Here is a 20020-nt window from a genome sequence, read left to right as displayed (position 1 = left end):
GTCAGTCCGGGCCGTCGTCCGGATCAGGCGCCGCCGGCACGGCATCCCCCGAGAGCCACCGCAGCCACCGGGCTCCGGGATCGCCCTCGAGCACGAGGGCGCGCACGAGCAGTGTCAGGGGGATCGACAGGATCGCGCCCAGCGGACCGATGATGAAGGTCCAGAAGATCACTGAGAAGAAGCTCAGTGTCAGGCTCAGGCTCACCGCGTCGCTCACGAATTTCGGTTGCACGAGCACCTGCAGCGTCACGTTGACCACGCAGTAGATCGCCACGACTGCGAGCATGAGCGGCCAGCCGCCGACGACGAGCGCGAGCAGCGCCGGCGGGATGAGCCCGATCACGAAACCGATGTTCGGGATGAAGTTCGTCACGAAGGCGAGGATCGCCCAGACAGCCGGTGCCGGCACGCCCAGAGCCCACAGGGCGAGACCGTCGATGATCGCGACGACCGCGCCGAAGCTCGCGTTGACGACGTAGTAGCGCCGGACGCTGGAGTTGAACACCTGGAAGCGCCGCACGGTCGGACGCGCGACGACGCCGAACGAGGCCTCCGCGCGGGTGTACCGCGATCCGTCGGCCGCCATGAAGATCACGTACGCGAAGACGAAGAAGAGCGCAGTGAGGATGCCGATCGCCGTGCCCCCGAGCGAGGTGACGAACGACACGATCGTCGAAGGCTGCAGGACCGATGCCGCGGCATCCGACGCCTGTCCGTCCATCCCGAGGGAACTCAGCCAGGTGATCACCGCCTGCGCCGAGGCCTGCAGCTCGTCGGCGTAGTCGGCCACGAGCCGGACGAACTGGGTGCCGGCGAAGAAGAGCAGGGCGCCGAGCACGAGCAGGATCAGGTAGGCGACGACGATGACTCCGGTCGTCGCGGCCCAGCGCGGCCAGCGCCGGCGTTCGAGGGGATGCCGAACCGGGTGGCAGATGATCACGATCACGGCCGCGAGCACGAGCGGCCCCGCCAGTTCCCGCGCGAAGTACAGCCCGGCCAGCGCGACCACGGCCGCGGCCAGCCCGAGCAGCACCCGGAGGGCCGGGGAGAGGACCGGGGCGGGCGTCGGCGAAGGGGCCACTGCCGCCGGCGGCCGCCCGAACAGGCTCATTCGGCGACCGTATTCGCGGTGGAGGTGTGCGAGATGCGTTCGGCCTCGACCCGGGCTGCGGCCTTCTGCAGTTCGGCCGTGAGCGCGCGCATGTCGGCGCGGCTGGCGGGCACGGCGTCGTCGTGTCCGCGCGAGGCGCGTTCGACGACCCACGAGGAGATGGTCGCGACGACCAGGCCGACCACCACGACACCCCCCGCCATGAGGAAGACGGCGGAGATCCGTCCGCCGACGGTCAGCGGGACGTAGTCGCCGTAGCCGACCGTCGTGATCGTGCAGAAGGCCCACCAGACGGAGCGGCCGAACGAGGTGATGGTGGCGCCGGGTGCGTTGCGCTCGAACTGCAGCACGATCAGCGCGATGTACCAGACCAGCAGCAGGGCGGATCCCACACCGTAGATCAGCAGCCGTGCCCGGATGGAGTTTCCCGCCGTCTTGGTGAAGCTGGTCAGACGCGTGAAAGCGTCGAGCAGCCGCACCGGGCGCAGCGCGGGGATAACCGAGAGCACCAGGTCGAACTTGTGCGTGCGGAACCACAGGCGGCGGGGGTGCGAGAGCCGCAGCTTCACAAGGTAGTCGGCGATGAACATCACCCAGATGAGCCCGATGATGGTGCTCGTGACGACGGCCCACGGTCCGTGGACGTCTCCGATGACGTGCACCGTATACGTGAACAGGAACACGGCGGCCGCGAACGCCAGCGGCCAGTAGGTCAGACGCGACCAGCGCTGCGAGGCCTCGGTCTCGCCGCGGGCGGCGTCGGGCCCGGTCACGGTGGTCACGTCTGCACTCTAGAGCCGGACGATACGGGGGCCGCGTCGACCCGCTGTGGGCGCCCCTGTCCGGTCGGCAGCGGCGGGATGATCAGGTGTTCTCGGTCAGCCACGCCTGGGAGAGTCGCCGGGGCGCGCGCAGCAGCCATGCATCTGTGACCACCTCTCGCAGCAGGTCCGCGTCGATCGTTTCGAGGCGCGCGAGCACGGCCGGGTAGCCGTCGAAATGCGGCACCGTGAAGAACGCGTCCGGATAGGTGCTGAGCAGCGCCTCCTTGGCATCGAGCCCGTCGGTGCGGATGCCCACCACCTGACCCTCCGGCCAGCCGCGATCGGCCTGCTCCAGGTCGGCGAGATCCTTCTTCGACGGTGGGCGCTCCCACACGAAGAGCCCGGCGGTCGTGCGCCAGGTCGCACCACCGCGGTGACCGTCGACCGTTTCGACGGTCTCCGGGAAACCGAGGGCGATCGCGCGGACATCGTCGAGTGTCGGCATCCGCATATTCTGCCGAATCGGCGCGGACCGCACCAGAGCCGGCGGCTACCGCTCGGTCAAGTCGAAAGAACTGCCCAGCGGCACGATCGCGGGTCGCTCGACACTCGAGGTGAGCGTCACGCGAGCGCCGATGCGCGCGGATTCCAGCACGGCTGTCATGATCTCGAGCGTGTGCAGGGCGAGCCGGCCGGAAGCACGCACATCGGCTTCGGTCGGTGCGGCGAGCATGTCGAGCAGGCCGATGCCCCGGGCGGCATCGACGTAGCCTGCGCGCTCACCCACCGGCTGCCATTCCTTCGTCCCGAGAGGGCTGAAGAGCACGTCGCCCGAGAACATGTTGGGGTCGGGCACCGACAGCGAGCCGGCCTCGCCGTGGACCTCGATCGGCGCCGCACTGCTGTACGGACTGTCGAAGCTCGTCGTCAGCGTCGACAGTGCACCCGACGCGTGCTGCAGGATGCCGCTGACGTGGGTGTCGACATCGACCGGGATCCGCTCCCCGGCCCGTGCTCCCGAGCCGATCACACGCTCGCTGCGCAGCCGGCTGGCCGAGCCGACGACCGCGGTCACCGGACCGAGCATCTGCACGAGCGCCGAGATGTAGTACGGCCCCATGTCCATCAGCGGCCCGCCGCCCGGAAGGAAGTAGAAGTCAGGATTCGGGTGCCAGGATTCGGGGCCGGCGGAGGCCATCACGGCCGTCGCGGCGATCGGACGCCCGATCGCACCCTCGTCGATCACCGCGCGGGCGGTCTGGGTGCCGGTGCCGAGGACCGTGTCGGGGGCGGAGCCCAGGCGGACCCCGGCCGCGGTGGCGGCATCCATCACACGCTTCCCGCTCGCAAGATCCACCGCGAGCGGCTTCTCCCCGTAGACGTGCTTGCCGTGCGCGATGGCCGCGAGAGCGATCTCCGCGTGCGCCGCGGGGATCGTGAGGTTCAGCACGACGTCGACCTCGGGGTCGGCGAGCAGCGCCGCAACCTCGAGCGCACGGGCGCCGGGGATGCCGGCGGCCACGGCCTCCGCCCGGCTCATGTCGAGGTCGGCGATCGCCGTGACCCTCACGTCGGAGCGGGCGGTGAGTGTCTGCAGGTAGATGCCCGAGATGACGCCGACCCCGATGATTCCTATGCGCGGCGCGTTGCCCACAGCATTCCCCTTTCGATGATGGTGCGCACCGACGGGTGCTCCAGGATGTCCACGCTGTGCCCGGGCGTGCTGACGACGATGCGCCCCGCGCCCCACTCCCGCGTCCAGATCGCCGGCGACGTGATCGGCCGGTGCCAGGGGTGCCAGGGCGGAGCGGGATGCGTCGTGGTGGCGAGCACGTCGTTCAGGTCGTCGGTGAGCACCCAGTACTGCTCGGTCGTGAGGGCGAAGTCCTCCACGCCGGCGGTGATCGGGTGCGCGCGGCCCAGCTCGGTCAGCTCCACCGTGTAATCGAGGTAGTTGTCGGCCGGCCCTCCGGCGCGTTTTTCCGGACGCTTGCCGGGGTGGGTGGCGAACTGCCCGCCGACCAGCTGCAGGTAGTCGCTGGAGGCGCGGTAGGAGTCGGCGATGCCGCCGTGCCAGCCGGTCAAGCCGGTCCCGGCTTCCACAGCCGCGCGCAGGCCCTCGACCTGCTCGCGCTCGATCGTCGACATCGTCACGCACTGCACGATGAGGTCGGTCGCCGCCATGGCGTCGGAGTCGGCGTACACGTCCGGCGAGTCCTCGATGCGCAATGCGTAGCCGTTCTCGCGCAGGAAGGGCAGGAACAGCTCCGTGGCCGCGACGGGCTCATGGCCGTCCCAGCCGCCGCGGACGATGAGGGCGGTTCTCGCTGTCATATGTTCCCTTTCACAACGATTACCACCCTATCCGGGCCCGACCCCATCGCCGCAAGGACGATGTCACCGACTGCGAGCAGTTCCGTCCTCGCCGGGCGCGTCGTCGGAAGCCGCTCCGGGGTCGGCCTCGAGAGCGAGCCGTGGCCGCCACACGACGATGTCGGTCGCGCGCCGCACCCGCCGGCCTTGGCGCAGGGTGATGACCGAACCGGTCGCTCCCGCGGCGAACACCCGCGCGCCGGGGCGGTTCTCCAGCTCTGTGCGCATGCGCGCCTCGAGGTCGCGCACCCGCACCCGCAGCTCCTGCACATGGTTCTCGAGCTCGATGATCCGTGCGATCGCCGGCAGGCTCATGCCGTCGGCGGACAGCCGCGCGACTTCGCGCAGCTGCTCCACGTGCCGGGTGGAGTAGCGGCGAGACCCCCCCTGCGTGCGCGCCGGCACGACCAGGCCGAGGCGGTCGTACTGCCGGAGCGTCTGCGGATGCATGTTCGCCAGCTCGGCGGCGACGGCGATCGCGAAGATCGGCGCGTCTTCATCGAGCTCTCGTTCCGGCATCCGTCCTCACCTCGTCCCTGGTCTCGATCTCGTCACGAGCGCAGGAGATGGGACGAGAGAAGGAGAATTCTTGCGAAGATCTCCTGCCCTCGTCCCATTTCCTGATTCCATGACATGAGAAGCCTCAGCCCCGCGCCCGCGACATCAGGTCGGCGCGCGGGTTGTCCTTCGGCTCGAGCTCATGGAAGCGCTCCAGCGCCTCCCGCGCGGCGTCGTCGAGGTGCGACGGCACCGCGACCTGCACCTCGGCGAGGAGGTCGCCGGGGCCTTTGGCCGAGTGCACACCGCGGCCCTTGACGCGCAGAACCCGTCCGGACGGCGTGCCCGGGGCGACCCGCAGCTTGACCGGGTCTCCCCCGAGGGTCGGCACCTCGATCGTCGCGCCGAGCGCGGCCTCGGTGAAGGTGACCGGCACGGTGACGCGCAGATTGAGCCCGTCACGGGTGAACACCGGATGCGGCCGCACGGCGACCTGCACGACGATGTCGCCGGTCTCGCCGCCGTCGGGCGAAGGGCGTCCGCGACCGCGCAGACGGATCTTCTGACCGTCCGAGACACCCGCCGGGATCTTCACCTTGAACGGCTTGCCGTCCTCGCCCTGAAGCGTGATGGTCTCGCCCCGGGTCGCGGTGATGAAGTCGATCGTGGTGCGCGCGGTGACGTCCGCCCCGCGCTGCGGGCCTCCGTAGCCGCGGAAGCCGCCCGTGGACTGCCCGAACCGCCCCGAGCCGAAGCTGCCGCCCTGCTGCTGGTTGAACATGCTGAAGATGTCGTCGAAGTCCTGGGGCGACTGCTGGCGCCCGCCCCGGCCCTGCCCGAACATGCTGAACACGTCCTCGAACCCGCCGGGCTGGTCACCCGCCGTGAAGCGCGGTGCGCCGGCGCCCATCGCCCGGATCTGGTCGTACTCCTTGCGCTGCTCGGGATCGGAGAGCACCGAGTACGCCTCGCTGATCTCCTTGAAGGTCGCCTCCGCCTTCGCATCGCCCTGGTTGGAATCCGGGTGGTACTTGCGGGCGAGCTTGCGATAGGTCTTCTTCAGCTCGGCATCGCTGATGCCCTTGTCGACTCCGAGGACTTTGTAGAAGTCCCGGTCGAACCAGTCCTGACTGGCCATGCGTCTCCTCTGGTCAGTCGGCCGGCACCGCGACGACGACCTTGGCCGGCCGCAGTTCCACGGAGCCCAGGCGGTAGCCGACCTCGACGACCTCGAGGATCGTCGCTTCGGTCACGCCGGGGGTCGGCGCCTGGAAGATCGCCTCGTGCTGCTGCGGATCGAAGACCTCGCCCGCGGCGCCGTAGGAGACCACGCCGAGCTTCTCGGCCACGGCCCGCACCTTGTCGCCGATCGCGGCGAAGGGAGTGCCCTCCACCAGATCGCCGTGCTTGGTGGCCCGGTCGAGGTCATCGAGCACCGGCAGCAGGCCCTTGACGGCCTCGCCCCGTGCGCGCTCGATCTCGCGTTCGCGCTGGTCCTCCGTGCGGCGGCGGTAGTTCGCGTACTCGGCCTGCAGGCGCTTCAGGTCGTTCAGCAGGGCCGACTCGAGGTCGGCCAGCACGGCGTCCTCGGCCGCGGCATCCGAGTTCTGCTCCGCGCCGAGGATGTCGTCGACGGTCAGCTCGTCCTGCGAGTCGGGGTCGGAGACCTGTGCCTCCGACCCCTCCTCATCCGGTCGAACCTCGTCGCCAGGCACTTCAGCAGGGCCGTTCTCGTCGAAGTTCTTATCGGTCATGACTACTTCTTCTCATCCTCGTCGTCGACGACCTCGGCGTCGATGACATCCTCGTCGGAGCCGGATGCCGGCTGCTCGTCGGACGGACCGTCGGGGGCGGGCTCGGAGGCGGACTGCGACGCCTGGCTCGACGCGTAGATCGCCTCGCCCAGCTTGCCCTGGCTCGCGTTGAGCTTGTCGAACGCGGTCTTGACCGCGTCATCGTCCTCGCCCGCAAGAGCGGCCTTCAGCGCGTCGACGTCGCCCTGCACCTCGGTCTTGACGGCCTCGGGCAGCTTGTCGTCGTTCTCCTTGATGAGCTTGTCGATCGAGTACGAGAGCGTCTCGGCCTGGTTGCGCACCTCGGCCGACTCACGGCGCTTCTTGTCCTCGGCGGCGTGCTCCTCCGCCTCGCGCACCATGCGCTCGATGTCGTCCTTCGGCAGGGACGAGCCGCCGGTGATCGTCATCGACTGCTCCTTGCCGGTGCCCTTGTCCTTCGCCGAGACGTGCACGATGCCGTTCGCGTCGATGTCGAACGTGACCTCGACCTGCGGGATGCCGCGCGGGGCCGGCGCGATGCCGGTCAGCTCGAACGTGCCCAGCGGCTTGTTGTCGCGCGTGAAGTCGCGCTCGCCCTGGAAGACCTGGATCGCGACCGACGGCTGGTTGTCGTCGGCGGTCGTGAAGGTCTCGCTGCGCTTGGTCGGGATGGCCGTGTTGCGCTCGATGAGCTTGGTCATGATGCCGCCCTTGGTCTCGATGCCGAGGCTCAGCGGGGTGACATCGATCAGCAGCACGTCCTTGCGCTCACCGCGCAGGACGCCCGCCTGAAGCGCGGCGCCGACGGCGACGACCTCATCGGGGTTGACGCCCTTGTTGGGCTCCTTGCCGGCTTCCTTCTTGACCAGCTCGGCGACGGCGGGCATGCGGGTGGACCCACCCACGAGCACGACGTGGTCGATGTCGCCGACCTTGATGCCGGCCTCGCGGATGACGTCCTCGAACGGCTTCTTGGTGCGGTCGAGCAGGTCCTTGGTGAGGTCCTCGAACTTCGCACGGGTGATCGTCTCGGACAGCGACACCGGTCCGCTGTCGGTCAGCGACAGGTACGGCAGGTTGACGCTGGTCGACATCGAGCTCGAGAGCTCCTTCTTCGCCTGCTCGGCCGCCTCCTTGAGGCGCTGCAGGGCGATCTTGTCGCCGGAGACGTCGACGCCGGTCGTGTCCTTGAACTGCTTGATGAAGTAATCGACCAGACGCTGGTCCCAGTCGTCCCCGCCGAGGCGGTTGTCGCCGGAGGTCGAGCGCACCTGGATCGTCGAGAAGTCGTCGTCCTTGCCCACCTCGAGCAGCGAGACGTCGAACGTTCCGCCACCGAGGTCGAAGACGAGGATGAGCTCGTCCTCCTTGCCCTTGTCCAGGCCGTAGGCCAGGGCCGCCGCGGTGGGCTCGTTGATGATGCGCAGCACGTTCAGGCCGGAGATCTCGCCGGCCTCCTTCGTGGCCTGGCGCTCGGCGTCGTTGAAGTACGCCGGCACGGTGATGACGGCATCCGTCACGGTGTCGCCGAGGTACTCTTCGGCGTCGCGCTTGAGCTTGCCGAGGATGCGCGCGGAGATCTCCTGCGGCGTCCACTTCTTGCCGTCGACGCCGAAGGACCAGTCGGTTCCCATGTGGCGCTTGACCGATGAGATCGTGCGGTCGACGTTGGTGACGGCCTGGCGCTTGGCGGTCTCGCCGACCAGCACCTCGCCGTCCTTGGTGAAGGCGACCACCGACGGGGTGGTGCGGAAGCCCTCCGCGTTCGCGATGACCTTGGGTTCGCCGCCCTCGAGCACGCTCACGACGGAGTTCGTGGTTCCGAGGTCGATTCCAACAGCACGGGCCATGTGTTTCTCTCTCCTTGTTCAGGGGCCGAACGGATGCCGGACCCCGGGGTTTCCTGATGTCTGCGGGCGGCGCAACCGAGGTTGAGCCGCGATGACTCAACCCTACCGAGGGTCGCTGAGCGTGTCAAATGAACTTGATACGAGTCGGCTCAAGTTCGGTTCGCGTCGTCCGTGCGACTCAGCCGAGGAGAGTCTCTCCCGAGCCGGCGGCCACCGGGTCCGGCAGGCGACGCATGCGGAAGCCGTTCAGGATGCCGGCCGCGCCCGACAGGATGGGGATCAGGAGCGCGACCTGGAGGGCGAGATGCCGCGCCTCGGTGTTGATGCGGATCATCTCGGCCGACACTTCGGGCGACTCCTGCGTGAGCAGCTCTTCCAGGCCCGTGTTGGACATGAGCTCGGCGTCGTCTTCGAGCACCGTGGAGACCTGCTGCTGCTGCTCGGCGGTCAGCACCGTCGACGCGTCCGCCAGCGCCGTGAACCCTGCGGCGAGGGTCGCGAGCATGATCGCGCCGGCGAAGGCCAGCCCGAACGACAGTCCGAACGACCCAGCCGCCGAGTTCACGCCCGCCGCCTCGCTCACGCGCTCGTCGGTGATGGGCGAGAGCGTGTAGTTGTTCAGCTGCGAGACGAGCAGGCCGAGCCCCGAGCCGCTGATCAGGAGCGGGATCGTGAGGTACCAGCCGGAATCGGCGATGGGCACGAGAGGCACGATCACCACGAGCCCCACGACGGTCAGCACGAAGCCCCAGAGGACCAGGTTCGCGGGCCTGCCCTTGGCGACGCGCCCGGCGATCAGGGCGACCGCGAACATGCTGAGCGAGAGCGGCGCGATGGACAGGCCGGCCTGCAGCGCGTTGTACTCGAGCACCATCTGCAGGTACAGCGGCAGCACGATCATCGTGCCGCCGAGGGTGATCTGCTGCAGCAGCTGCCCGCTCACTCCGGCGCGGAACGGCTTCAGAGCGAACAGCGCGGGATCGATGAGCGTGGGCTTGCCGCGCTTCTTGCGAGAGTTCAGCCAGAACACGAGGCCGCCGAGTGCGACCACGCCCAGCCCGATGATGAGCGCGACGTAGCCGCCGCCCTCCTGCCACACCAGGATTCCCAGGACCACGCCGCCCATGCCGATGACCGACAGGGCGGAGCCGACCAGGTCGATCGATCGGTCGCCCGTGAAGCGGACGTCCTTGACGAGCTTGATGCCCGCCAGCACGATCGCGATGATCACCGCTTCGAGCAGGAAGCCCACGCGCCACGACAGGAACGTCGTGATGAACCCGCCCAGGAGCGGGCCGACGGCCGCCGCGATCGCCGCGGACGCGCCGACGAGCGCATAGACGCGCTTCTGGTGCGCACCCTGGAAGTTGCCGTGGATGAGCGACTGCATCGAGGGCAGCAGCAGCGACGCGCCCAGGCCTCCGATGACCGCCCAGAAGATGATGACCGTATTCAGGTCCTGCGCCACTGTCATCGCGACGGCGCCGACGGCGTAGCCGAGCAGTCCCAGGACGTAGGCGAGCTTGCGGCCGATCAGGTCGCCCATCTTGCCGCCGATCAGGATGAACGCCGCCGAGACCAGCGCCTCGAGCGCGATCGCGCCCTGCACGCCGCTGGCGGTGGTGTCCAGGTCGGCGACCACGGCCGAGATGGACACGTTCATCAGGGACGTGTCGAAGACGAGGACGAACATCGCCATCGCGAGCAGGATCGCGAGGCGTCCGTTGAATTTCACCGTCGGCTCGGCGTCCGGAGTCATGGGTCACCTCTCGTGCCGCGCGGCGAACGTTCCGCGCTCTGACCTTGTCTACTGGCACGTGCGGTGGTTCGCCAGGGCATCGGCGTCGAATCACCCTCGCCGGGCGATCCTGACAGGATGGTGCGCATGCCGATGCCGTGGGACTTCCGACCCCTCGAGGGCGCCCGCGTGCGGCTGGATCTGCTGCGTGAGGACGACTTCGACGCCCTGTACGCGATCCAGTCCGACCCCGACGTCTGCCGCTACCTGCTGTACGAGCCGCGGTCGCGCGGGCGGGTGCAGGAGGTGCTGGAGCGGGATGCCGCGGCCACGCGCCTCGGCGAGGCGGACAGTTTCGTGCAGCCCGCCATCCGCGACGCGGCCGGTCGGCTGATCGGCACGATGTACTTCAAGATCGCGAGCGTCGAGGACAAGACCGCCGAGATCGGCTGGCTGCTCGATCCGCGCTTCCAGGGTCAGGGGTATGCGCGGGAGGCGGCGGCGCTGCTGCTCGACCTCGCTTTCGGCGAGCTCGGGCTGCACCGCGTCTACGCCGAGCTGGATCCGCGGAATGCGGCATCCGTCGCGCTCTGCCTGAGGCTCGGGATGCGGCACGAAGCGCACTTCCGTGAGCACATGTGGTTCAAGGGCGACTGGGCCGACACCGGCATCTACGCGATCCTCGCGCACGAGTGGCGCGGCTGAGCGCGACTCAGGCCGCCTGACGCGCCTTGCGGGCCGCCTGCCGGCGCTTGGCCCAGGACTTGAACGCCTTCGTGTCGGGCACCCGGGCGAGGATCGGGCCGAGCACGATCGTGATGAGCACGTACGAGGTCGCCAGCGCCGCCAGGGACGAATCCACGCCCGCGGCGACGGCCAGTCCCGCGATGACGATCGAGAACTCCCCGCGCGGCGTGAGCGCGAAGCCCGCGCGCCAGCGACCGGCTTCGGCGATGCCGGCCTTGCGGGCCGCGCGGTAGCCGGTCACGACCTTCGTGGCCATCGTGACCGCCGCCAGCAGGATCGCCGGCACGAGCATCGGCAGCAGGTCGGCCGGATCGGTCGAGAGGCCGAAGAACAGGAAGAACACCGAGGCGAACAGGTCGCGCAGCGGTGTCAGCAGCCGGGCGGCGTGCTCGGCGACCGGGCCGGAGATCGCGATGCCGACCAGGAAGGCGCCGACCGCGGACGAGACCTTCACCTCGGCGGCAAGACCCGCCACCAGCAGCGTCAGCCCCATCACGGTCAGCAGCAGCACCTCCGCGCTCTTGGACCACACCAGTCGCGAGACCGCCGCGCCGTGCCGCAGCGCCAGGTAGAGGATCACCAGCACCGAGGCGAGTGCGATGAGCACGGTGAGGATGCCGGCCCCCAGATCCATGCCGACCAGGAGCGCGGTGAGGATCGGCAGGTAGAACGCCATCGCGAGATCTTCGATCACGAGGATCGACAGCACCGTCGGGGTCTCGCGGTTCGTCAGGCGCCCGAGGTCCTGCAGCATCTTGGCGATCACGCCCGATGAGGACACCCACGTGATGCCGCCGAGCGCGACGGCGGCGATCGGTCCCCATCCCAGCAGCAGCGCGAGAAGTGCGCCCGGCAGCGCGTTGAGCACCATGTCGAGCAGCCCGGCGAGCTTCGAGGCCTTGAGGTTGGTGACCAGCTCCCCCGCGCTGTACTCCAGGCCGAGCATGAGCAGCAGCAGGATGATGCCGATCTCGGCGCCGATGGAGATGAACTCCTCACCGGCATTGATCGGGATCAGGCCTCCCTCGCCGAAGACGAGGCCGAGAAGCAGGATCAGCGGGATCGACGAGATGCCGAGCCTGCCCGCCAGGCGTCCGAGCAGGCCGATGCCGAGAAGGAGCGCGCCGATCTCGATGAGGACGAGCGCTCCGTGTTCCATACCGCGCTCAGCCCGTCGTGATGATGCGGACGAGCATGTCCAGGCCCTCGCGGGTGCCGACGGCCACGAGCATGTCCCCGCTGCTCAGCCGGTCGGCCGGCTCCGGCGCGGGCAGCACCCCGGTGTCTCGGACGATCGCCACGATCGAGCACCGGGTGCGGGTGCGCGCCTTGGTGTCTCCGAGCGGGCGACCGACGAACGGCGAATCCGCACGCACGGGGATCTGCTCCATGTACAGGCCCGAGAGCTGGTCGCGCAGGCCCGCCAGCTGCGTGAGGATCAGCGATCCGCCGAGCACCTCCGACAGGGCGGTGGCCTCATCGTCGGTCAGCGCGATCGTCTCGCCGGCGCGGTCGGGGTCGTCCTCGTCGGCGATGGCGAGCTCGCGACCGCCGTCGCGGAAATTGATGACCGAGAGACGGCGTCCCTCGTCGGTGAGGATGTCGTGCCGCACCCCGATTCCGGGCAGGTCGGCACGCTCGACGTGAGCGGGCATGCGTCCATCATGACACCGGATGCCGCGGCATCCGGTGTCCGCGAGATGTGCGCGGCCGCCGGGGTTGTAGCCTGGCCCCGACTGCGGCACCGCCGCCGGCGTGCACCGACGCACCCGCCGTTCACCGAAGGGCCCTAGCGTGACCGACATGGACGATCCCTCCGTTCCCCGCATGAAGCCCGACCTGCCCCAGTTCTCGGGAATCACGCCCACCGACGCGCTCGCGACCGCGGTCGGCTCGGAGGGCCCCGCGAGCACCCGCAAGCGGATCGTGCTGGCGTGGGGACTGTGGGACTGGGGCTCGGCCGCGTTCAACGCGGTGGTGACGACCTTCGTGTTCACCGTCTACCTGACCAGCGCGAGCTTCGGTCCCGAGGGAACCGTCGAGGCGCAGCTCGGCTGGGCGCTGGCCGCGGCAGGCCTGCTGATCGCGCTGCTGGCACCGGTGACCGGTCAGCGCTCCGACACCTCGGGCCGGCGGAAGTTCTGGCTCGCGGTCAACACGTACGTCGTCGTGGCGCTGACCGCGGCGATGTTCTTCGTGCAGCCCGATCCGTCATTCCTCTGGCTCGGGCTGTTCCTGGTCGCGGCGGGCAACGTCTTCTTCGAGTTCGCCGGCGTCAATTACAACGCGATGCTCTCGCAGGTCTCCACTCCGCGCTCGATCGGGCGAGTGAGCGGATTCGGGTGGGGCATGGGCTACATCGGCGGCATCGTGCTGCTGCTGATCGTCTACTTCGGCTTCGTGCAGGGGCTGTTCGGCGTGCCCGACGAGGACGGCCTGCCGATCCGTGTCGCGATGATCGTCTCGGCGATCTGGTTCGGGCTGTTCGCGCTGCCGGTGCTGTTCGCGGTTCCGGAGTACCGCGGCACCGGCGCCAAGCGCGAGAAGGTCAGCTTCTTCGCGTCGTACGCGCGACTCGGCCGCGACATCGCGCGCTTGTGGCGGGAATCGCGGCACACTGTCTGGTTCCTGCTGGCCAGCGCGGTGTTCCGCGATGGTCTCGCGGGCGTGTTCACCTTCGGTGGCGTGCTGGCGGCATCCGTCTTCGGCTTCTCGCCCGGCGAGGTGATCATCTTCGCGATCGTCGCCAACGTGGTCGCCGGGATCTCGACGATCGCGGTGGGCGCCCTCGATGACAAGCTCGGCGCCAAGCCGGTGATCATCGTCGCGCTGATCGGCCTGATCGTCTCGGGACTGCTCGTCTTCCTCCTGCACGACGGCGGTCAGATCGTGTTCTGGACCGCCGGCCTCGCGCTGACCCTGTTCGTGGGGCCGGCGCAGTCGGCCTCGCGCACGTTCCTCGCGCGGATCATCCCGCCGGGCCGTGAGGGCGAGGTGTTCGGCCTCTACGCGACGACCGGCCGGGCCGTGTCCTTCCTCGCACCCACGATGTTCGCGATCTTCGTGACGATCGGCGGCGCCGCGTACTTCGGCATCCTGGGCATCGTGCTGGTGCTGGTGCTGGGCCTGGTGCTGCTCATTCCGGTCAAGGCCGTGCAGGAGCGCCTGCACGACTGAGGCTGTCCTCGTGGTGCGGCGCCGCCGGTCGCGCTCCCGAAACCTGTCGGCGCTATCGCGGTGGCCCTCCGCGCTCCCGAAACCTGCACGCGCCACCGGCTCAAGCACCCGCGCTCGCAGGTTTCGGGAGCGCGAGAGGTCAGCCCTGTCAGCAACGCACTCGCCGCGCCGCTCAGGTCGGCCAGGCGTCGGCGAGCTTGGTGAGCAGGCGCGCCAGTTCCGCTCTCTCCTCGTCGGTGAACGCGCCCAGCGCGGAATCGATGGCCGCACGCCGGTCGCCGCGGAAGCCGCGCACGATCGACTGGCCCGTGTCGGTGAGCGCCACCCGCGTGCGCCGGGCGTCGTCGGGGTCGGCCTCGCGGCGCACGAGGCCTATGTCGGCCGCCTGCTGCACGAGCCGCGATGCACGGGGCTGATCCACCCCGACTGCTTCGCCGATCTCGCTCACTGACAGTGGGCCGGATGCCGCGGCCAGAGCCTCGAGCAGGCGCAGGCGCGCCGGTCCGCCGAGACGTGGGCCGGCCATCCAGGGCGATCCGCCCATCCCCTGGCGGGGGTCGCCCCGCATCCAGCCCGCGTCACCGTGGTGATGCGCGTGCCCGGGACCATGGCCGCCCTCCCACGGCGGCCGGGGCATCCGCCGGCCCCGCATGCGCGCGAGCGCCGCGGCGATCACCTCGGCGGGGTCTGGGGATGGGTCGGTCATAGAAAGAATTTACATGCGACTTGACATGTTCCGCACATCCATGTCACACTACATATACATGTGCTCTTACATGCAACTGCGGCAGCCGCACGGAGTCATCCGCCACGCGGGCTGCCCCTACCCGAAGGATTTCCGATGAACAACGAAGACTCTGACTTCACACCTCCCTCCGATGAGGGAACCGCCGGCACCGCCTCCGATGGCGCGCCCACAGACCGTCGACCGCTCGGCTACTGGCTGCGCACCGTCGACGCGCTGATCACCCGCGAGTTCGCGGCGGCTTTCGACGGGGCGGACATCGACCGTCGCGACTGGATGCTGCTCAACGCTCTTTCGGGCGACACCGCGCTTCCGGCCTTCGCCGAGCGCTTCATCCGCAAGGGCAAGCGCCTGCGCGGCCTGGTCGAACGCGGCTGGGTCGTGGAGAACGGCGACGGCACCTGGAGCCTGACCGACGAGGGCCGTGCTGCCAAGGAGCAGCTCGGAACGATCGTGGACGGCATCCGTTCCCGCGTCGCCGCGGCGGTCTCCCCCGAGGACTACGCCACCACCATGGCCTCGCTCGAGGCGATCGCCCGCGAACTGGGCTGGGAAGAGGGACAGCGGATGCCGCGCCGGGGCTTCCGCCGCGGCTTCGGTCCCGGGTTCGGCCCCGGGTTCGGCCCCGGGTTCCGCGGCGGTCCGGGCTTCCGTCCGGGCTTCGGTGCCGGTCACGGCTCCGAGGAGGACGGCGAGGGGTATGGCCGCCACGGCGCTGCCTGCCACCCGCATCACGGTCGCGGCTCGCACCAGCACGGCTCCCACGAGCACGGCTCGCACGAGCACGGCCACCACGGCCACCACGGCCGCGGCGAGCGCTCGGGCCGTTCGGCCCAGCGCGCCTACGAGCGCGGCTTCGACGCCGGCTTCTCGCGCGGACGCTCGGTCGACGCGGGCTGACCCGCTCCCACCCGTCGAAGGGGTGCACGTTCCGTCCGGAGCGTGCAGCCCTTCGGCGTCTCTTCGTCGGGATGGGATCAGAGCAGCTGCGCGACCAGCGTGTCGGCCAGCCACATCTCGAATCGCTCGGGCGACCAGCCGGCGTCCACGACGAGCGCCCCGTACACGCCGGTCGCGGCGTAGGCGCGGAACAACGCCTGCGCATCGCTCAGCGGCACAGCCAGCTGGGCCTCGACCGAGGCGATGAGCTCATCCATCACGCGGTTGCGACCGCGCAGCTTGGCGGCCAGCACGTTGCGCGTCTCCTCGTCCTCGTCCGTCGCGGCATCCAGCACGCGCACCACATCGAAATCCGCCGAGTACAGCGCGGCGAGCCACCCGGCCGCCGCGCGCAGTCGCGCGACCGGCTCGGCTGCGTCCCGCACGGCCCGTGCACGCTCGCGGGCGCCCGCCCGCTCGAGCCAGCGCTCGCAGATGACGGAGAGGATCTCGCGCTTCGCGCCGAAGGCGAGGTAGACCGTACGCGTTCCGACCCCGGCTTCCCGGGCGATCGCCTCCATGCTGGTCGCGCCGTACCCGTCCCTCGCGAACAGGCGCTGGGCGGCATCCGCGATCCGCAGCCGGGTCGCGTCCGCCTGCTCCTGCCGGTACGACGATCGCGGGGTCTTGACGGTGTCGCTCACGAAGTACACACTAGTGACTGCATCCAATGCAGTCCCACTGCATTGAATGCATCGCCAATGCAGAAGGGATGGAATCCATGGAACTCACAGAGCCGACGACCGCCGCGGCGGTCATCGCACGCATGCTGCACGAGGGCTTCGAGGCGGGTGATCCGACCGTCGTCGACGAGCTGTGCGCGGCTGACATGATCGAGCACCAGTTCGGCCTGGCCGGAACCGGCCCCACGGCCATCGAGAAGCTCAAGCGCGGGATCGTCGACGTTCACGCCGCCTTCTCGGAGCTGCGCTTCACCGTCGCCGACATCGCCCAGAACGGGGACACCGTCTGGGTGCGCGCCGACGTGACCGGCATCCACACCGGTCCGTTCATCGGAGAGGCGACCGGCAAGCCGGTGCACTTCACCGTGATCGACGTCGCCACCGTCCGGGACGGCCGCATCGTCGAGCATTGGGGCGTGCCCGACCGGTTCGCGATCCTCGCCCAGACCGGTCAGCTGCCGCGGTCCACGACCGTCGCGCCCGCCGCCGGATGACCTCGTCCTCGAACCCGATCCACGGAATCAGGTGATGTCACCGGTGCAGGACGATCCGGCGCCGCACGTCCTGTGCAGGTGAAATCACCTGATCTCACCTCAGCGACGGGTCTGCTCCGAGCCCGAGAGGCGCTGCGCGAGGTAGATCGGCACGATCGACACGATCACCAGCACGACCGCGATCACCGAGACCACCGGCGCCTGCGCAGGCCGGAACATGTTGTTCAGGATGAAGATCGGCAGAGTCGTGACCCCCGAGCCGGCGGTGAAGGTCGTCACGATGATCTCATCGAAGCTGAGCGCGAACGCGAGCAGGCCGCCCGCCAGCAGAGCCGAGCGCAGCTGCGGGAACGTCACGAGCCGGAAGGTGGTCCACACGCCCGCGCCGAGGTCGGACGAGGCCTCTTCGAGATTCGTCCCGGTGCGGCGCAGTCGTGCGATCACGTTGTTGAAGACCGTGACGATGCAGAAGGTCGCATGGGCGATCACCACGGTCCAGATGGAGAGCGGGATCCCCAGGATCGTGCGGAAGAAGTTGTTCAGCGCGATGCCCGTGATGATCCCGGGCAGGGCGATCGGCAGGATGATCAGCAGACTGATCGCGTCGCGGCCGAAGAACTCGAACCGCTGCAGAGCGATCGAGATGAGCGTGCCGAGCACGAGCGAGATGAGCGTGGCGATGATCGCCACCTGCACACTCGTGAGCACCGCATCCCGCGCGCCCGCGCTCTCGAACGCCTTCGCCCACCACTCGAGCGTGAAACCGGGCGGCGGCCAGGTGAGCGAGGTGGATGTCGAGAACGAGTTGACCAGCACCACCATCAGCGGCACGTAGATCGCCACGAGGATGAGGCCCGTGATCGCCGCCAGCACGATCCGTGCGGTTCTGCCCAGTCGCATGCGCGGTCCTAGAGGTTGTTCAGGGCGCCCGTGCGGCGCACGATCGCGAGGTAGCCGAAGATGATCACGATCGGGATCAGGGCGATGGCGGCCGCGAGCGGCAGGTTGTTCGCCGCGCCGACGTTCGTATAGACGAGGTTGCCGAGCATCTGGTTGGCGCCGCCGACGATGTTCACGGTGATGTAGTCGCCGAGCGAGAGCGAGAAGCTGAAGATGGTGCCCGCGATGATCGCGGGGAACACCAGCGGCAGGACGACGCTGCCCAGGGTGCGCCAGGTCTTGCCGCCGAGATCCGCGGATGCCTCCAGCAAGGAGTCCGGAACCCGTTCGAGTCCGGCATAGATCGGCAGGATCACGTACGGCAGCCACAGGTACGAGAGCGTGATGATGGTCGCCGTGAGGCCGTAGCCGGGAGTGTGCAGGCCGAGCGGGGCCAGCATCCACTCCAGGATGCCGTCCTGCGAGAGCACGGAGCGCCACGCGTACGCCTTGACCAGGTAGCTCGCCCAGAGCGGCATGAGCACGGCGATGAGCAGGATCCGCTGGGCTCGCGGCGAGGCCACCTTGGCCATGTAGAAGGCGATCGGCAGGGCGAGCGCGACGTCGATGAGCGTGACCATCAGCGCGACGCCGACGGTGCGCAGCGTGACCGTCTGGTACAGCGCTCCGGTCAGCACGGTGATGACGTTGTCGAGAGTCCACTCGGTCACGATCTCGCCCGTGAACGAGTCCACCTGCCAGAACGCGGTCACCAGCAGCAGCACGAGCGCGACGATGTAGACGACGCCGAGCCAGAACAGCGGGGCGCTCAGCAGCAGCGCGAGACGCGTGCGGGGATGCGAGGTCAGGAACGAGGAGAGGCGCCGTGGCGCGGTGTCCTTGGGCCTCTCCACGCGGGGTGCGGGAGGGCCGGGCGCTGCGCGGTTCTCGGCCGTGGTGCTCACGCTCATGGGTGCTCCGGGTGGTGACCGAGGGCGGCGGTTCGGGTCCGCCGCCCCCGGTTGTCGGGAAGGGTGCTGACCGGGGTCAGCCCTTGATCTCGGACCAGGCTTCGGTCCACTTCGAGTAATCGACGCACTCGACGTCGGTGCGGCCGTCGACGCAGTCGGCGATCGGGGTCGTCCAGTACCAGATCTGCGACGCATACTCCTCGTCACCGGCGTGGTACGCCTCGCAGTCGTCGCGGTAGTCGCACGCCTCCTGGCTGGAGGGCGCCTCGCCGAAGTAGGCCGTCGCGGCCGCGTTCGTCTCGGGGCTGGCGATCCAGTCGAGCCACGCGTACGCGCAGTTCGGGCTCTTGGCGGCCGAGGCGATCATCCAGGTGTCCGACCATCCGGTGGCACCCTCTTCGGGCAGCACGACCGCGGTCGGAGCAGCCTCGCCCTCGAGCACGTTCTGGATGACCTGCCACGTCGTGCCGGCGACCGAGTCGGTGGTCTCGAAGGCCGAGATCTCCTTCAGGTAGTCAGACCAGTACTCGCTCACGTGCGGTCGCTGCTCCTTGAGCAGGTCGACGGCGGCCTGGAACTGCTCCTCGTCCAGCGCGTACGGGTTCTCGATGCCGAGGTCGGGCTGGTGGGTCATGAGGTACAGCGCGGCATCGGCGATGTAGATCGGCGAGTCGTACGCCGTGATCTTGCCGGTGTAGTCGCTCGCCTTGTCGAAGACGACGTCCCACGAGGTGGGCGCGGGGGTGACGACCTCCGTGTTGTACAGCAGCAGGTTGGCGCCGTAGCCGTGCGGGACGCCGTACGAGACGCCGTCGACGGAGTTCCACGCCTGATCCTTGAGGAAGTCGTAGACGCCGGCGTAGCTCGGGATCAGGTCGGTGTTCACCGCCGCGACGTCGCCGCCGGCGATCAGCCGCAGGGTGGCGTCACCGGATGCCGCGACCACGTCGTAGTCGCCCGTCTTCATGAGGCTGACCGCCTCGTCCGAGGTGCCGTACGTCTTGGATTCGACCGTGCAGCCCGTCTCCTCCTCGAAGCCCGAGACCCAGTCGACCGCCGGGTCGTTGCTGCCGTCCTCGACATAGCCGGGCCAGGCGAGGATCGAGACCGATCCCTCCATCTCGCCCAGTTCGTCTGCGGCGTCGCCGCCTCCGGAGGTGCCGCCCGAGCTGGTGCCGCAGGCGGTGAGCGCGACGACCGCGCCGATGGCCAGGGCGGCCACGGCGGCGGAACGCGCTCGGCGTGTGATGTGCCTCATTGTTCTTCCTCTCGGTGC

21 protein-coding genes are annotated in these 20020 nt (G+C 69.1%); 4 read left to right on the top strand and 17 right to left on the bottom strand.

Annotated elements, in window-relative coordinates; all coding sequences use genetic code 11:
* Position 1: 1 nt before the first annotated feature.
* From RWQ91_RS05680 to RWQ91_RS05635, 10 genes are all read right to left on the bottom strand, one after another.
* Positions 2-1111 carry an AI-2E family transporter gene (locus tag RWQ91_RS05680; protein WP_314503436.1) on the bottom strand — a complete coding sequence of 370 codons (1110 nt, stop codon included), beginning with the start codon at positions 1109-1111 and terminating at the stop codon, positions 2-4.
* Positions 1108-1893 (bottom strand): ion channel, encoded by a 786-nt coding sequence (locus RWQ91_RS05675; RefSeq protein WP_314503433.1) that lies wholly within the window; start codon positions 1891-1893, stop codon positions 1108-1110. The genes RWQ91_RS05680 and RWQ91_RS05675 overlap by 4 nt, the downstream gene beginning before the upstream one ends.
* Before the next feature lie 82 nt (positions 1894-1975).
* Positions 1976-2380 (bottom strand): hypothetical protein, encoded by a 405-nt coding sequence (locus tag RWQ91_RS05670; protein ID WP_314503430.1) that lies wholly within the window; start codon positions 2378-2380, stop codon positions 1976-1978.
* 45 nt (positions 2381-2425) lie between these two features.
* A complete protein-coding gene (locus tag RWQ91_RS05665; protein WP_314503427.1) occupies positions 2426-3529 on the bottom strand; it encodes a Gfo/Idh/MocA family oxidoreductase in 1104 nt (367 codons plus the stop codon).
* Positions 3508-4209: a ThuA domain-containing protein gene (locus RWQ91_RS05660; protein WP_314503424.1), complete on the bottom strand. Its 702-nt coding sequence runs from the start codon at positions 4207-4209 to the stop codon at positions 3508-3510. Before RWQ91_RS05660 ends, RWQ91_RS05665 begins: the two co-directional genes overlap by 22 nt.
* A gap of 63 nt (positions 4210-4272) precedes the next feature.
* Positions 4273-4767, bottom strand: coding sequence for a heat shock protein transcriptional repressor HspR (locus tag RWQ91_RS05655; RefSeq protein ID WP_314503422.1), 495 nt, complete (start codon positions 4765-4767; stop codon positions 4273-4275).
* 124 nt (positions 4768-4891) lie between these two features.
* The gene (locus tag RWQ91_RS05650; protein WP_314503420.1) at positions 4892-5884 is read right to left on the bottom strand and encodes a DnaJ C-terminal domain-containing protein; all 993 of its coding nucleotides are present in this window, start codon (positions 5882-5884) and stop codon (positions 4892-4894) included.
* A 13-nt stretch (positions 5885-5897) separates the two neighbouring features.
* Positions 5898-6500, bottom strand: coding sequence for a nucleotide exchange factor GrpE (locus RWQ91_RS05645; RefSeq protein WP_314503418.1), 603 nt, complete (start codon positions 6498-6500; stop codon positions 5898-5900).
* Positions 6501-6502: 2 nt separating this feature from the next.
* A complete protein-coding gene (dnaK, locus tag RWQ91_RS05640) occupies positions 6503-8371 on the bottom strand; it encodes a molecular chaperone DnaK (RefSeq protein WP_314503416.1) in 1869 nt (622 codons plus the stop codon).
* A gap of 178 nt (positions 8372-8549) precedes the next feature.
* Entirely contained in the window at positions 8550-10130 is a 1581-nt protein-coding gene (locus RWQ91_RS05635) for an MFS transporter (RefSeq protein WP_314503414.1), read from the bottom strand.
* Between the two features lie 126 nt (positions 10131-10256).
* Between RWQ91_RS05635 and RWQ91_RS05630 the strand changes: the two genes are divergently transcribed.
* Entirely contained in the window at positions 10257-10814 is a 558-nt protein-coding gene (locus RWQ91_RS05630; protein ID WP_314503413.1) for a GNAT family protein, read from the top strand.
* A gap of 7 nt (positions 10815-10821) precedes the next feature.
* On the opposite strand, the gene RWQ91_RS05625 is transcribed toward RWQ91_RS05630, so the two are convergent.
* Positions 10822-12015, bottom strand: coding sequence for a cation:proton antiporter (locus RWQ91_RS05625; protein ID WP_314503410.1), 1194 nt, complete (start codon positions 12013-12015; stop codon positions 10822-10824).
* 7 nt (positions 12016-12022) lie between these two features.
* Positions 12023-12511, bottom strand: coding sequence for a TrkA C-terminal domain-containing protein (locus tag RWQ91_RS05620; RefSeq protein WP_314503408.1), 489 nt, complete (start codon positions 12509-12511; stop codon positions 12023-12025).
* A 148-nt stretch (positions 12512-12659) separates the two neighbouring features.
* Between RWQ91_RS05620 and RWQ91_RS05615 the strand changes: the two genes are divergently transcribed.
* Entirely contained in the window at positions 12660-14033 is a 1374-nt protein-coding gene (locus tag RWQ91_RS05615) for an MFS transporter (protein ID WP_314503405.1), read from the top strand.
* Between the two features lie 172 nt (positions 14034-14205).
* On the opposite strand, the gene RWQ91_RS05610 is transcribed toward RWQ91_RS05615, so the two are convergent.
* Positions 14206-14739, bottom strand: a complete 534-nt coding sequence (locus RWQ91_RS05610) for a MarR family winged helix-turn-helix transcriptional regulator (protein WP_314503403.1) — start codon at positions 14737-14739, stop codon at positions 14206-14208.
* 135 nt (positions 14740-14874) lie between these two features.
* On the opposite strand from RWQ91_RS05610, the gene RWQ91_RS05605 reads away from it, so the two are divergent.
* A complete protein-coding gene (locus RWQ91_RS05605; RefSeq protein ID WP_314503400.1) occupies positions 14875-15678 on the top strand; it encodes a hypothetical protein in 804 nt (267 codons plus the stop codon).
* 77 nt (positions 15679-15755) lie between these two features.
* Here RWQ91_RS05605 and RWQ91_RS05600 read toward each other — a convergent pair whose 3' ends face one another.
* Positions 15756-16361, bottom strand: a complete 606-nt coding sequence (locus RWQ91_RS05600) for a helix-turn-helix domain-containing protein (RefSeq protein ID WP_314503398.1) — start codon at positions 16359-16361, stop codon at positions 15756-15758.
* 77 nt (positions 16362-16438) lie between these two features.
* On the opposite strand from RWQ91_RS05600, the gene RWQ91_RS05595 reads away from it, so the two are divergent.
* Positions 16439-16894, top strand: coding sequence for an ester cyclase (locus RWQ91_RS05595; RefSeq protein ID WP_314503395.1), 456 nt, complete (start codon positions 16439-16441; stop codon positions 16892-16894).
* A gap of 99 nt (positions 16895-16993) precedes the next feature.
* On the opposite strand, the gene RWQ91_RS05590 is transcribed toward RWQ91_RS05595, so the two are convergent.
* The 3 genes from RWQ91_RS05590 to RWQ91_RS05580 form a co-directional block, all read right to left on the bottom strand.
* On the bottom strand, positions 16994-17794 hold the full coding sequence (locus tag RWQ91_RS05590) for an ABC transporter permease (RefSeq protein ID WP_314503392.1): 801 nt from the start codon (positions 17792-17794) through the stop codon (positions 16994-16996).
* Between the two features lie 8 nt (positions 17795-17802).
* On the bottom strand, positions 17803-18744 hold the full coding sequence (locus RWQ91_RS05585; protein WP_314503389.1) for an ABC transporter permease: 942 nt from the start codon (positions 18742-18744) through the stop codon (positions 17803-17805).
* A 76-nt stretch (positions 18745-18820) separates the two neighbouring features.
* On the bottom strand, positions 18821-20002 hold the full coding sequence (locus RWQ91_RS05580) for an ABC transporter substrate-binding protein (RefSeq protein WP_314503387.1): 1182 nt from the start codon (positions 20000-20002) through the stop codon (positions 18821-18823).
* Positions 20003-20020: the final 18 nt, after the last annotated feature.

This window comes from uncultured Microbacterium sp., from assembly GCF_963524805.1.
Taxonomy (GTDB): Bacteria; Actinomycetota; Actinomycetes; order Actinomycetales; family Microbacteriaceae; genus Microbacterium.
This window is presented reverse-complemented; position numbering and strand designations above follow the sequence as displayed.

Bases quoted from the DNA above. Each gene is read 5' to 3' on its own strand.
- RWQ91_RS05680 (WP_314503436.1), bottom strand. From the start codon at position 1,111: ATGAGCCTGTTCGGGCGGCCGCCGGCGGCAGTGGCCCCTTCGCCGACG.
- RWQ91_RS05670 (WP_314503430.1), bottom strand. From the start codon at position 2,380: ATGCCGACACTCGACGATGTCCGCGCGATCGCCCTCGGTTTCCCGGAG.
- RWQ91_RS05660 (WP_314503424.1), bottom strand. From the start codon at position 4,209: ATGACAGCGAGAACCGCCCTCATCGTCCGCGGCGGCTGGGACGGCCAT.
- RWQ91_RS05655 (WP_314503422.1), bottom strand. From the start codon at position 4,767: ATGCCGGAACGAGAGCTCGATGAAGACGCGCCGATCTTCGCGATCGCC.
- RWQ91_RS05650 (WP_314503420.1), bottom strand. From the start codon at position 5,884: ATGGCCAGTCAGGACTGGTTCGACCGGGACTTCTACAAAGTCCTCGGA.
- RWQ91_RS05645 (WP_314503418.1), bottom strand. From the start codon at position 6,500: ATGACCGATAAGAACTTCGACGAGAACGGCCCTGCTGAAGTGCCTGGC.
- dnaK (WP_314503416.1), bottom strand. From the start codon at position 8,371: ATGGCCCGTGCTGTTGGAATCGACCTCGGAACCACGAACTCCGTCGTG.
- RWQ91_RS05635 (WP_314503414.1), bottom strand. From the start codon at position 10,130: ATGACTCCGGACGCCGAGCCGACGGTGAAATTCAACGGACGCCTCGCG.
- RWQ91_RS05630 (WP_314503413.1), top strand. From the start codon at position 10,257: ATGCCGATGCCGTGGGACTTCCGACCCCTCGAGGGCGCCCGCGTGCGG.
- RWQ91_RS05625 (WP_314503410.1), bottom strand. From the start codon at position 12,015: ATGGAACACGGAGCGCTCGTCCTCATCGAGATCGGCGCGCTCCTTCTC.
- RWQ91_RS05620 (WP_314503408.1), bottom strand. From the start codon at position 12,511: ATGCCCGCTCACGTCGAGCGTGCCGACCTGCCCGGAATCGGGGTGCGG.
- RWQ91_RS05615 (WP_314503405.1), top strand. From the start codon at position 12,660: ATGGACGATCCCTCCGTTCCCCGCATGAAGCCCGACCTGCCCCAGTTC.
- RWQ91_RS05610 (WP_314503403.1), bottom strand. From the start codon at position 14,739: ATGACCGACCCATCCCCAGACCCCGCCGAGGTGATCGCCGCGGCGCTC.
- RWQ91_RS05605 (WP_314503400.1), top strand. From the start codon at position 14,875: ATGAACAACGAAGACTCTGACTTCACACCTCCCTCCGATGAGGGAACC.
- RWQ91_RS05595 (WP_314503395.1), top strand. From the start codon at position 16,439: ATGGAACTCACAGAGCCGACGACCGCCGCGGCGGTCATCGCACGCATG.
- RWQ91_RS05590 (WP_314503392.1), bottom strand. From the start codon at position 17,794: ATGCGACTGGGCAGAACCGCACGGATCGTGCTGGCGGCGATCACGGGC.
- RWQ91_RS05585 (WP_314503389.1), bottom strand. From the start codon at position 18,744: ATGAGCGTGAGCACCACGGCCGAGAACCGCGCAGCGCCCGGCCCTCCC.
- RWQ91_RS05580 (WP_314503387.1), bottom strand. From the start codon at position 20,002: ATGAGGCACATCACACGCCGAGCGCGTTCCGCCGCCGTGGCCGCCCTG.